The organism is Streptomyces sp. NPDC005811 (assembly GCF_040630405.1).
Classification (GTDB): domain Bacteria; phylum Actinomycetota; class Actinomycetes; order Streptomycetales; family Streptomycetaceae; genus Streptomyces.
Window position 1 is genome coordinate 107253 of sequence record NZ_JBEXXK010000007.1, and the last position, 12149, is coordinate 119401.

Here is a 12149-nt window from a genome sequence, read left to right on the forward strand (position 1 = left end):
TCGACGTCTGAGCGCGTATGCCCACAGGTGTGCGTGACCGTCCGGGTTTAGGCTCGGACATGGGTACGAAGGTGCCCCACACGCCACACAGCGACCTAAGGAACAACTGATGGAGCTCGGTCTCGTCGGCCTCGGCAAGATGGGCGGCAACATGCGCGAGCGGATCCGCCGCGCGGGCCACACCGTCGTCGGATACGACCGCAACCCGGACCTCGCCGACGTCCACAGCCTCGAAGAACTGGTGGGCAAGCTCAAGGGCCCGCGTGTGGTGTGGGTCATGGTCCCGGCCGGTGCCGCCACCCAGTCGACGATCGACGAGCTGGCCGAACTGCTGGAGCCCGGCGACGTCGTCGTGGACGGCGGCAACTCCCGCTGGACGGACGACGAGAAGCACGCCGGGGAACTGGCGGCCAAGGGCATCGGCTTCGTCGACTGCGGCGTCTCCGGCGGCGTCTGGGGCCTGGAGAACGGCTACGCGCTGATGTACGGCGGCGACGCCGAGAACGTCGCCAAGGTGCGGCCCGTGTTCGACGCGCTCAAGCCCGCGGGCGACTTCGGCTCGGTGCACGCCGGCAAGGTCGGCGCCGGCCACTTCGCCAAGATGGTCCACAACGGCATCGAGTACGCCATGATGCAGGCCTACGCCGAGGGCTGGGAGCTGCTGGAGAAGGTCGACTCCGTCACGGACGTGCGCGAGGTCTTCCGCTCCTGGCAGGAGGGCACCGTCATCCGGTCCTGGCTGCTCGACCTCGCGGTCAACGCCCTCGACGAGGACGAGCACCTCGACAAGCTCAAGGGCTTCGCCCAGGACTCCGGCGAAGGCCGCTGGACCGTCGAGGCTGCCATCGACAACGCCGTGCCGCTGCCCGCGATCACGGCCTCGCTGTTCGCGCGGTTCTCCTCCCGCCAGGAGGACTCCCCGCAGATGAAGATGATCGCGGCGCTGCGCAACCAGTTCGGCGGCCACGCGGTCGAGACGAAGTAGCACCAAAGAACCCTGGGGGAGGTCGGCGAACGACCATGCACGTCACGCATCTGTCGCTGGCCGACTTCCGCTCCTACACCCGGGCCGAGGTCCCGCTCGACCCGGGCGTCACCGCCTTCGTCGGCCCCAACGGCCAGGGCAAGACCAACCTCGTCGAGGCCGTCGGCTATCTCGCCACCCTCGGCAGCCACCGGGTCGCCTCCGACGCGCCCCTGGTCCGCATGGGCGCCGACCGCGCGATCATCCGGGCGCAGGTCCGCCAGGGCGAGCGGCAGCAGCTCGTCGAGCTGGAGCTGAACCCCGGCAAGTCCAACCGCGCCCGCATCAACCGGTCCTCGCAGGTCAGACCCCGGGACGTGCTGGGCATCGTACGGACCGTGCTGTTCGCGCCCGAGGACCTCGCGCTGGTCAAGGGGGATCCCGGGGAGCGGCGGCGGTTCCTGGACGAGCTGATCACGGCCCGCTCCCCGCGCATGGCGGGGGTGCGGTCCGACTACGAGCGCGTCCTCAAGCAGCGCAACACCCTGCTGAAGTCGGCGGCGCTGGCGCGGCGGCACGGCGGGCGGTCCATGGACCTGTCGACGCTCGACGTCTGGGACCAGCACCTCGCGCGCGCGGGGGCCGAGCTGCTCGCCCAGCGGCTCGACCTGATCGCGGCGATCCAGCCGCTGGCCGACAAGGCGTACGAGCAGCTGGCGCCCGGCGGGGGGCCGCTGGCCCTGGAGTACCGGCCGTCGGCGCCCGGCGAGGCGCACACGCGGGAGGACCTCTACGCGCAGCTCATGGCGGCGCTCGCGGACGCCCGCAAGCAGGAGATCGAGCGGGGCGTCACCCTCGTGGGTCCGCACCGGGACGATCTGCTGCTCAAGCTGGGTCAGCTGCCGGCCAAGGGCTACGCCTCGCACGGCGAGTCCTGGTCGTACGCGCTCGCGCTGCGGCTGGCCTCCTACGACCTGCTGCGGGCCGAGGGCAACGAGCCGGTGCTGGTGCTCGACGACGTCTTCGCCGAGCTGGACGCGCGCCGCCGGGAGCGGCTGGCCGAGCTGGTCGCGCCGGGGGAGCAGGTGCTGGTGACCGCGGCGGTCGACGACGACGTACCGCATGTCCTGAGCGGGGCGCGGTACGTGGTGGCGGACGGGACGGTGGAACGCGTATGACCGAGCAGGAACCCCGCAGGACCCCCGAGCCCTCCGGCGTCGACCTCGCGCGCGTGGCGCTGAGGGCGGCGCGCGAACAGGCACGCGCGCGTGGCGACGCCGCGCAGCAGAAGAAGCAGGCGCGGCGCGGGGGCGGTCTGCGCTCCGGCGCGCGGGCGGACGGACGCGACCCGATGGCGCTCGGCGCGGCGATCAACCGGCTGCTGAACGAGCGCGGCTGGGAGGCGCCGGCCGCGGTGGGCGGCGTGATGGGGCGCTGGCCGGAGATCGTCGGCGAGGACGTGGCCAAGCACTGTGTGCCCGAGCGGTACGACGAGGACGAGCGGGTCCTGGTCGTGCGCTGCGACTCCACGGCCTGGGCGACGAATCTGCGGCTGCTGGCGCCGACCCTGGTCGCCCGGCTCAACGAGGACCTCGGGCACGGCCGGGTCAGACAGATCAAGGTGCAGGGTCCCGGCGGCCCCGTGCGCCGTTACGGCCCGCTGCGCGCCCCCGGATCCACCGGCCCCGGAGACACCTACGGGTGATCTGCGTCACGTAGAGACGGCCGGGGTGGCACGCGCGTACCGCCCCGGCCGTCTTTTCGTGTGCCCGGCGCGGGGGCCGCGAGCGGTGCGCCGCCCGTTGCCCACAGGCTGTGGACGGCGCCGCAAGAGCTCGCACGTGGGGGCGATTTCCCGTGATTTCCGACCTGACCCGTCGGTAGCCAAGGGTTGACACCCGGAAGCGCTGAGTGCCTCCGTGAGCCCCTTGAAGCCCCCTTCCGTATATCGGGACCCGTCGGAGACCGGTTGAGGGCGGCACATCCGGACTCAGGTACCGGCAAACCCCCATCACTGTCAGTGCTACCGGTAGACTGGAAGCCAATCCCGCCCCGAACGTGGGGACCGCCCGGGACAAGCTGAGCAACGCTGATCAAGGCTTACCAACGCAACATGCCGCAGCCGCCCCGGCAACCTGCCGAGGAGCCTGGCTCGTGCTGTGCCAGAAAGGGCGCTTCGTGGCCGATTCCGGCAACCCCAACGAGAACAACCCGTCCACCGGCGCCGGCGTGAACGGCGAGGTCACCGCCTCGTACGACGCCAGCGCCATCACCGTCCTCGAGGGCCTGGACGCGGTCCGCAAGCGCCCCGGTATGTACATCGGCTCCACGGGCGAGCGCGGCCTCCACCACCTGGTGTACGAGGTCGTGGACAACTCCGTCGACGAGGCGCTGGCCGGTCACGCCGACACGATCGACGTGACGATCCTTGCCGACGGCGGGATCCGCGTCATCGACAACGGCCGCGGCATCCCGGTCGGCATCGTGCCCTCCGAGGGCAAGCCGGCCCTCGAGGTCGTGCTGACCGTGCTGCACGCGGGCGGCAAGTTCGGCGGCGGCGGCTACGCGGTCTCCGGCGGTCTGCACGGCGTCGGCGTCTCCGTCGTGAACGCCCTGTCGTCGAAGGTCGCCGTCGAGGTGAGGACCGACGGCCACCGCTGGACGCAGGACTACAAGATGGGCGTCCCCACGGCGCCCCTCGCCCAGCACGAGGCCATCACGGAGACCGGCACCTCGGTCACCTTCTGGGCCGACCCGGACATCTTCGAGACCACCGAGTACTCGTTCGAGACGCTCTCCCGGCGCTTCCAGGAGATGGCGTTCCTCAACAAGGGTTTGACGATCAAACTCACGGACGAGCGCGAGTCGGCGAAGGCCGTCACCGGTGCGGACGAGGCGGGCGCCGACGAGAAGTCCGAGGTCAAGACCGTCACGTACCACTACGAGGGCGGCATCGTCGACTTCGTGAAGTACCTCAACTCCCGCAAGGGCGAAGCGGTGCACCCGACGGTGATCGACCTCGAGGCCGAGGACAAGGAGCGCGCGCTCTCCCTCGAAGTCGCGATGCAGTGGAACAGCGGTTACAGCGAGGGCGTGTACTCCTTCGCCAACATCATCCACACGCACGAGGGCGGCACCCACGAGGAGGGCTTCCGCGCGGCCCTGACCAACCTGGTCAACAAGTACGCGCGCGACAAGAAGCTGCTGCGTGAGAAGGACGACAACCTCACGGGCGACGACATCCGCGAGGGTCTGACCGCGATCATCTCGGTCAAGCTGAGCGAGCCGCAGTTCGAGGGCCAGACCAAGACCAAGCTGGGCAACACGGAGGCGAAGACCTTCGTCCAGAAGGCGGTCTACGAGCACCTCCAGGACTGGCTGGACCGCAACCCGGTCGAGGCGGCGGACATCGTCCGCAAGGGCATCCAGGCGGCCACCGCGCGCGTGGCGGCCCGCAAGGCCCGCGACCTGACCCGGCGCAAGGGCCTGCTGGAGAGCGCCTCGCTCCCGGGCAAGCTCTCCGACTGCCAGTCGAACGACCCCACCAAGTGCGAGATCTTCATCGTCGAGGGTGACTCCGCCGGCGGCTCGGCCAAGTCCGGCCGCAACCCCCAGTACCAGGCGATCCTCCCGATCCGCGGCAAGATCCTCAACGTGGAGAAGGCCAGGATCGACAAGATCCTGCAGAACCAGGAGATCCAGGCGCTCATCTCGGCCTTCGGCACCGGTGTGCACGAGGACTTCGACATCGAGAAGCTGCGCTATCACAAGATCATCCTGATGGCGGACGCCGACGTCGACGGCCAGCACATCAGCACCCTGCTGCTGACGTTCCTGTTCCGCTTCATGCGGCCGCTGGTCGAGGCCGGACACGTGTACCTCTCCCGTCCTCCGCTCTACAAGATCAAGTGGGGCCGGGACGACATCGAGTACGCGTACTCCGACCGGGAGCGCGACGCGCTGATCGAGATGGGCCGCCAGCGCGGCAAGCGCGTGCGCGAGGACTCGATCCAGCGCTTCAAGGGTCTCGGCGAGATGAACGCCGAGGAGCTGCGCGTGACCACCATGGACGTCGAGCACCGCGTCCTCGGCCAGGTCACCCTCGACGACGCCGCGCAGGCCGACGACCTGTTCTCGGTCCTCATGGGCGAGGACGTGGAGGCACGCCGTGCCTTCATCCAGCGCAATGCCAAGGACGTCCGCTTCCTCGACATCTGAGTCGGTCTCAGCTGACCGCACCAGGAAGGATCCCCACCAGCAATGACCGACGAGAACACTCCCGTCACCCCTGAAGAGGGCGGCGACGTCGTGATGCGCATCGAGCCCGTCGGGCTCGAGACGGAGATGCAGCGCTCGTATCTCGACTACGCGATGTCCGTCATCGTCTCGCGCGCCCTGCCCGACGTCCGTGACGGCCTCAAGCCCGTCCACCGCCGGGTGCTCTACGCGATGTACGACGGCGGCTACCGCCCCGAGCGCGGCTTCTACAAGTGCGCCCGTGTCGTCGGCGACGTCATGGGCAACTACCACCCCCACGGCGACTCCTCGATCTACGACGCGCTGGTCCGCCTGGCCCAGCCGTGGTCGATGCGCATGCCGCTCGTCGACTCCAACGGCAACTTCGGCTCCCCGGGCAACGACCCGGCGGCCGCCATGCGCTACACCGAGTGCAAGATGGCGCCGCTGTCGATGGAGATGGTCCGTGACATCGACGAGGAGACCGTCGACTTCACGGACAACTACGACGGCCGCTCCCAGGAGCCGACCGTCCTGCCCGCCCGCTTCCCGAACCTGCTGATCAACGGCTCGGCGGGCATCGCGGTCGGCATGGCGACCAACATCCCGTCGCACAACCTGCGCGAGGTCGCGGCCGGCGCCCAGTGGTACCTGGAGAACCCGGAGGCCTCGCACGAGGAGCTCCTGGACGCGCTGATCGAGCGCATCAAGGGCCCCGACTTCCCGACCGGCGCCCTGGTCGTCGGCCGCAAGGGCATCGAGGAGGCGTACCGCACGGGCCGCGGCTCGATCACCATGCGCGCGGTCGTCGAGGTCGAGGAGATCCAGAACCGCCAGTGCCTGGTGGTCACCGAGCTGCCGTACCAGGTCAACCCGGACAACCTCGCGCAGAAGATCGCCGACCTGGTGAAGGACGGCAAGATCGGCGGCATCGCGGACGTCCGCGACGAGACGTCCTCGCGCACCGGCCAGCGCCTGGTCATCGTGCTCAAGCGCGACGCGGTCGCCAAGGTCGTCCTGAACAACCTGTACAAGCACACGGACCTGCAGTCGAACTTCGGCGCGAACATGCTCGCCCTGGTCGACGGCGTCCCGCGCACGCTGTCCCTGGACGCGTTCATCCGCCACTGGGTGACGCACCAGATCGAGGTCGTCGTCCGCCGTACGCGCTTCCGGCTGCGCAAGGCCGAGGAGCGGGCGCACATCCTGCGCGGCCTGCTGAAGGCCCTGGACGCCATCGACGAGGTCATCGCGCTGATCCGGCGCAGCGACACCGTCGACATCGCGCGCACGGGCCTGATGGAGCTCCTGGAGATCGACGAGATCCAGGCGAACGCCATCCTCGAGATGCAGCTGCGCCGGCTGGCCGCCCTGGAGCGCCGGAAGATCATCCAGGAGCACGACGAACTCCAGGCGAAGATCGCGGAGTACAACGACATCCTGGCCTCGCCGGTCCGCCAGCGCGGCATCGTCAGCGAGGAACTCGCCGCGATCGTCGAGAAGTACGGCGACGACCGCAAGACCATGCTGGTGCCCTACGACGGTGACATGTCCATTGAGGACCTGATCGCCGAGGAGGACATCGTCGTCACCATCTCGCGTGGCGGCTATGTCAAGCGCACGAAGACGGACGACTACCGCTCCCAGAAGCGCGGCGGCAAGGGCGTGCGCGGGGCGAAGCTCAAGGAAGACGACATCGTCGACCACTTCTTCGTCTCCACCACGCACCACTGGCTGCTGTTCTTCACCAACAAGGGCCGGGTGTACCGCGCGAAGGCGTACGAGCTGCCCGACGCCGGCCGGGACGCACGCGGTCAGCACGTCGCCAACCTGCTGGCCTTCCAGCCGGACGAGGCGATCGCCGAGATCCTCGCCATCCGCGACTACGAGGCGGCGCCGTACCTGGTCCTGGCCACCAAGGGCGGCTTGGTCAAGAAGACGCCGCTGAAGGATTACGATTCGCCCCGTTCCGGCGGTGTCATCGCGATCAACCTCCGTGAGACGGAGGACGGTTCCGACGACGAACTGATCGGTGCCGAACTCGTCTCGGCGGACGACGATCTGCTGCTGATCAGCAAGAAGGCACAGTCGATCCGCTTCACCGCCACGGACGAAACGCTCCGCCCCATGGGCCGCGCCACTTCGGGTGTCAAGGGCATGAGCTTCCGCGAGGGAGACGAGCTGCTCTCGATGAATGTTGTTCGACCCGGTACGTTCGTGTTCACTGCCACAGACGGCGGGTACGCGAAGCGGACCGGCGTCGACGAGTACCGCGTCCAGGGCCGCGGCGGCCTGGGTATCAAGGCCGCCAAGATCGTGGAGGACCGCGGTTCGCTCGTCGGCGCGCTGGTGGTCGAGGAGACGGACGAGATCCTCGCCATCACGTTGTCGGGCGGTGTGATTCGTACGCGAGTCAACGAGGTCAGGGAGACAGGCCGTGACACCATGGGCGTCCAACTGATCAACCTGGGCAAGCGCGATGCCGTGGTCGGTATCGCACGCAACGCCGAGGCGGGGCGCGAGGCGGAGGAGGTCGACGGCGACGTGGCCGTGGACGAGACCGCCGAGGGAGCCGCGAGCAGCGGCACGGACGAGGGTGAGGCGCCCTCGGCCGAGTAGGCACGAGGAGTGGGTCATCGTGAGCGGAGCCACGGGCGCCGGTACGTCTGCCGGCACGGACAAGAACGGCGGCGGCCGTGGCTCCGCCGCGCCGGAGGGGGACGCGCGCACGACCGGCGCGCGGGGCGCGGAGGGACGTGAGCAGGACACGCACACGACCCAGCTGAAGGCGATCAAGCCGGCGGCCGCCGACGCCTCCTCCTCGCCCGACACGCAAGGATCCCAGGGATCCCAGGGGGGAACCGTGACGGACACCCGAGGTCCGCAGGCCCAGCAGCAGGCCTCACCGCTGCCCGGCGACCGGCAGGCCCAGCAGCCCGCCGAGACGCCGTACCACCCGCCGCAGGCCTACCCGACCCAGGCGACGCCGCCGGGCACGGTACGGCGTCCGCGCACCGGCGCCGGCGCGCGGACCGTGCCGCGGGTGCGCAAGGCGCGGCTGCGGGTGGCCAAGGTCGACCCGTGGTCGGTGATGAAGGTCAGCTTCCTGCTGTCGATCGCGCTGGGCATCTGCACGATCGTCGCGGCGGCGGTGCTGTGGATGGTCATGGACGCGATGGGCGTCTTCTCGACGGTCGGCGGCACCATCTCCGAGGCCACCGGCTCCAACGAGTCCAACGGCTTCGACCTGCAGTCCTTCCTCTCGCTCCCCCACGTCCTGATGTTCACGACGATCATCGCGGTCATCGACGTCGTCCTGGCGACGGCCCTCGCGACGCTCGGCGCGTTCATCTACAACATCTCCGCCGGTTTCGTCGGCGGAGTGGAGCTGACGCTGGCCGAGGACGAGTGAACTCCCGCTGAACCCGTCGTGGGCGGTCCCCGACAACCGATTTTGGGACTGCCCACGTCGTGCGCTAATCTTCAGGAGTCAGCGCGCGGGACACACACCGCAGAGCGCGGCGGGGCTATAGCTCAGTTGGTTAGAGCGCATCCCTGATAAGGATGAGGCCACAGGTTCAAATCCTGTTAGCCCCACCAGCCAAAAGACCCCCGGACCATCGGTCCGGGGGTCTTTTGACACCCATGGTTGACACCAACGAGGGCGAACGGCTGCGGTCAACCGATGAGCGGGTCTTCGAGCAGCTCTGCGAGCATCGTCACAGCTTCCCGCTCACTGTCGCCCACGACGTGCGTGTACACGTCCATGGTCATGCTGATCTGGCTGTGCCGGAGGATCGCCTGAGCGACCTTGGGATGCACCTTCAAGAAGGCCAGCAGGGTGCCGCAGGTGTGCCGGGCGAGCCGGACGGTGATCCGGCGGACGCCGGCCCGCTTGACGAGGCGATCGAAGGTCCGTGAGAAGCCGGTGGGGTCGATCATGCCGCCGTGCTCCGAGGAGAAGATCAGATCGTGGTCTTCCGGCTGGTCCCAGTGGGCACCGGCAATCTTCTTCTCCAGCTCCTGGAGCTCCCGGCGCTCCTCCAGGGCACGGGCGCAGAACTCCGGGAGCGGGAGCACGGCCTGTGAGGACTCCGTCTTGAGGTCCTTGAGGACCAGGCCCACGCCCTTCTCCCGCTGCACCTGCTTGACCGGGGTGAACCGGCCGTTCTCGAAGTCGATGTCCTGCCAACGCAGGCCCAGGACCTCACTGCGGCGCAGGCCGAGGACGAGCACCAGGACGCCGGCCGCGTAGAGGCGGTGCGCGCGGGTCGAGCGGAGGAACGTGATCGCTTCCCGTGCGCTCCACGCCGTGCCCTTGTCCTTGGCGACCTTGGGCATGTCGACCAGGAGGGCGACGTTGCGCGTGAGCAGCTCTTCGCGCATGGCCCGGTTGAGGGCGTTCCGGAGGACGCGCAGCACCTCGAAGCGGGTGGCCGCGCCTACCTCCTCCCGCCTCAGCGCGGCCATGAGAGCGCGGAGCTGGGCGGGCGTCAGCTTGGTGAGCGGCTTCTTGCCGAGATGGGGCAGCAGGTAGAGCCGGACCTTGGACTCGTACTTGGCGTAGGTGTTGTGCTCCCGTTCCGGTTTGACGATGTGCTCCAGCCAGTACGGCAGCCACTCGCCGAGCGTCCAGGTACGCGAGGGCACCGGGATGCCGTTGCGCTCCTGGTCCTGGAGCTTGCCGAGCTTCTCGTTCGCGTCGTCCCACGTGGCGCCGTAGACGGTCTTACGGACGCGGTTGCCGTCGGTGTCGGTGACGTACGCGCGGCCCATGTAGCGGCCATCCGCGCGCTTGGAGATCGTGCCGCCGCCGTTGGGGCGTCTCTTGGCCATCAGGCGGCCTCTCCCATCTGGTGGCGGACGAAGTCGCGTACGGCGTCGTCCGGGATCCGGCGGCATCCGTCGACCTTGATGGAGACCAGGCGGCGGGTGCGGATGAGGTCATAGACCTTGGTGCGGCCGACCTTGAGCCGGGTCATGACCTCCGGGACGGTGAGCAGTTCAGGGGCGGCGGTGGTCAAGCTGCGGCTCCATCCGTGGGGGAGGCGGTGGGTTGCGCGGTCGTGGGCTGCGCGTCGCCGTGGAGGCTGGCGGAGAGCCAGGCTTCGGTGTCGGAGAGGCCGGTGCCGGCGAAGGCCCAGTGAGCGAGGACGTACGTCGTTTCGGGCGTGGTGACTGCTCCTGTCTGAGCGCGCTGCCATTCGGCGCGGGCGTCGCGGAGGGCGCCGAGGGTGGTGGAGTAGCGGCGGGATTTGGTGGAGAAGTGGCCGCGGAAGCCGAGCATGTGGGCCCAGGCCCGCAGGCGGAGGTGTTCCAGGTCCTTGCGGGCGCCGAGGGCCCAGGCGGTGCGGATGAGGCGGCGGGCGTGGTCGCTGATGTCGAGCTGGGCGAGTTCGGCGGCGAACTTCAAGGGTCGGTCGAGAGCTCCCGTGGCGGTCTCGGCGCCCTTGGTGGCGTACTTGGCGATGTACGCCGCTACGGCCCGCTCGGTCAGCTCCTGGCCGTCGTTGAAGTCGGCGGAGCGGATGGTGCGGACGTCGAGCTGACGCCCGAAGGTGAAGGCGTGCGCGCGGTCGTCGATGGTCGGTCCGTCGACCCGGACCCTGGCTGCGGCGGCGCTGATGGCGTCGGTGAGCAGTTCGGCGGTGGCCCAGGCAGGGGGCGGGGTGTCTCCACCGCCGGGGCCGTCGAGGCGGATCACGGCGTGAAAGTGGACGGCTCCGCGCTTTTGGTACTCGGCCACCTTGGCGAAGGACACGCGAGCGTGGTCGCGGAGACGCCGTTGTGCGAGGCCCGCGCGCTTGGCGACCTCCCGGCGCAGGTGGATGGAGAAGCGCCGCCAGAGGAGGCCGGCGTGGGCGTTCCAGAGGACGGCCGCCGCGTAGTCGTAGGTGTCCGGGTTGAGCGGGGTGCCGAGTGTCTCGTCGTCTTGGGCGTGGTGGGTGCCGCAACGGCAGGGGCGGCCGGTGGACGGGCGGTTGTGGACGGGGCCGAAGCTGGGGGCGGTGAAGGTGGCGAAGACGCGGGAGTGGGTGGCGACGTGTTCGGGGATGCCCTTGCCGCCCCGCAGGCCAGCGGTGATGAGCTGGAAGGTGTCGCGGCGGTAGACCTCGGCGCAGGCCGGGCAACGGGTGATGCGACGGTTGTTGCAGCGGACGAGGAGTTGGCCGACCGGGAGGCTGGTGGAGTCGAGGTGCTGGAGGATGCGGCCGATCTCGCCGGTGGCGGTGTCGACGTCGTACTCGGTGCGGTGTCCGTCGAGGCGGATCGGGTGGGTGCAGCCGCCGAGGCTGGAGAGCTGGCGGAGGATACCGGGCAGGGTGCCGTCTGAGGCGAGCTTGCTGAGTTCGGGGAGTGGGGGCGGGGTGGGGCGGGCGAAGATGGCGATCTCCTTCTGACGGGCACTGGTCGGGAGGGGTGGCCACCGGGGCGGCGGATGCTTGGGCGTGTCATGCCGCCCCGGAGGCCGGGCCGCTGGTCAGCGGCGGTGGTGGTCGCGGAGCAGGGAGCGCAGGACCACGGCGGCGACGGCGACCGAGATGGCCGTGACGGCGACGGCGGCCAGGAGCGCGGTCAGGACGACTCCGCCGAAGAGGACGGCCGCGACGGTCTTCTGATCGAGGGAGACCGAGGGGAGCGCGGGACGCCGGGCGGGGGCCGGGTCGGTGGGGGCGTGGGTGTGGGTGGGCTGCGGGGTGGGGTTGTCCGGGTACTTGGGCAGGAACACGGCGGCGATCCCCTGTCTACTCGTCTAGATGTGTTGGCCGTTTATGACGGTCACGCCGTTGCGTGTGCCGGACTCGATGGCGGGGGCGAGGAAGGTGTGCGAGAGCCAGAAGCCGAAGAGGGCGATGAGGACGACGATCCAGGTGCGGACGCCGAGGTACTTGACCGCCGCCCAGGCGAAGAAGCCGAGGACGACGACGAGGGGGAGGTTGAGCGTCAC

11 protein-coding genes and 1 tRNA gene are annotated in these 12149 nt (G+C 69.4%); 7 read left to right on the plus strand and 5 right to left on the minus strand.

Annotated elements, in window-relative coordinates:
- Positions 1-109 precede the first annotated feature (109 nt).
- From gnd to ABZ490_RS09965, 7 genes are all read left to right on the plus strand, one after another.
- Positions 110-985, plus strand: a complete 876-nt coding sequence (gnd, locus tag ABZ490_RS09935) for a phosphogluconate dehydrogenase (NAD(+)-dependent, decarboxylating) (protein WP_358987049.1) — start codon at positions 110-112, stop codon at positions 983-985.
- Positions 986-1020: 35 nt separating this feature from the next.
- Positions 1021-2142, plus strand: coding sequence for a DNA replication/repair protein RecF (recF, locus tag ABZ490_RS09940; protein ID WP_358987052.1), 1122 nt, complete (start codon positions 1021-1023; stop codon positions 2140-2142).
- Positions 2139-2669, plus strand: a complete 531-nt coding sequence (locus tag ABZ490_RS09945; protein ID WP_055632116.1) for a DciA family protein — start codon at positions 2139-2141, stop codon at positions 2667-2669. The genes recF and ABZ490_RS09945 overlap by 4 nt, the downstream gene beginning before the upstream one ends.
- A 449-nt stretch (positions 2670-3118) precedes the next feature.
- Positions 3119-5182: a DNA topoisomerase (ATP-hydrolyzing) subunit B gene (gene gyrB, locus ABZ490_RS09950; RefSeq protein WP_358987055.1), complete on the plus strand. Its 2064-nt coding sequence runs from the start codon at positions 3119-3121 to the stop codon at positions 5180-5182.
- A gap of 42 nt (positions 5183-5224) precedes the next feature.
- The gene (gene gyrA, locus ABZ490_RS09955) at positions 5225-7819 is read left to right on the plus strand and encodes a DNA gyrase subunit A (protein WP_358987058.1); all 2595 of its coding nucleotides are present in this window, start codon (positions 5225-5227) and stop codon (positions 7817-7819) included.
- 19 nt (positions 7820-7838) lie between these two features.
- Complete coding sequence (locus ABZ490_RS09960; RefSeq protein WP_358987061.1) at positions 7839-8612, plus strand: DUF3566 domain-containing protein; 774 nt, start codon at positions 7839-7841, stop codon at positions 8610-8612.
- A gap of 111 nt (positions 8613-8723) precedes the next feature.
- A tRNA-Ile gene (locus ABZ490_RS09965) sits at positions 8724-8800 on the plus strand.
- Positions 8801-8878: 78 nt separating this feature from the next.
- On the opposite strand, the gene ABZ490_RS09970 is transcribed toward ABZ490_RS09965, so the two are convergent.
- From ABZ490_RS09970 to ABZ490_RS09990, 5 genes are all read right to left on the minus strand, one after another.
- Positions 8879-10036 carry a site-specific integrase gene (locus tag ABZ490_RS09970; RefSeq protein WP_358987064.1) on the minus strand — a complete coding sequence of 386 codons (1158 nt, stop codon included), beginning with the start codon at positions 10034-10036 and terminating at the stop codon, positions 8879-8881.
- The gene (locus tag ABZ490_RS09975) at positions 10036-10224 is read right to left on the minus strand and encodes a helix-turn-helix domain-containing protein (protein WP_351761975.1); all 189 of its coding nucleotides are present in this window, start codon (positions 10222-10224) and stop codon (positions 10036-10038) included. Before ABZ490_RS09975 ends, ABZ490_RS09970 begins: the two co-directional genes overlap by 1 nt.
- Positions 10221-11522, minus strand: a complete 1302-nt coding sequence (locus ABZ490_RS09980) for a replication initiator (RefSeq protein ID WP_358987399.1) — start codon at positions 11520-11522, stop codon at positions 10221-10223. Before ABZ490_RS09980 ends, ABZ490_RS09975 begins: the two co-directional genes overlap by 4 nt.
- A gap of 159 nt (positions 11523-11681) precedes the next feature.
- Positions 11682-11930, minus strand: a complete 249-nt coding sequence (locus ABZ490_RS09985; protein WP_358987068.1) for a SpdD protein — start codon at positions 11928-11930, stop codon at positions 11682-11684.
- A gap of 24 nt (positions 11931-11954) precedes the next feature.
- Entirely contained in the window at positions 11955-12149 is a 195-nt protein-coding gene (locus ABZ490_RS09990; RefSeq protein ID WP_125772584.1) for a hypothetical protein, read from the minus strand.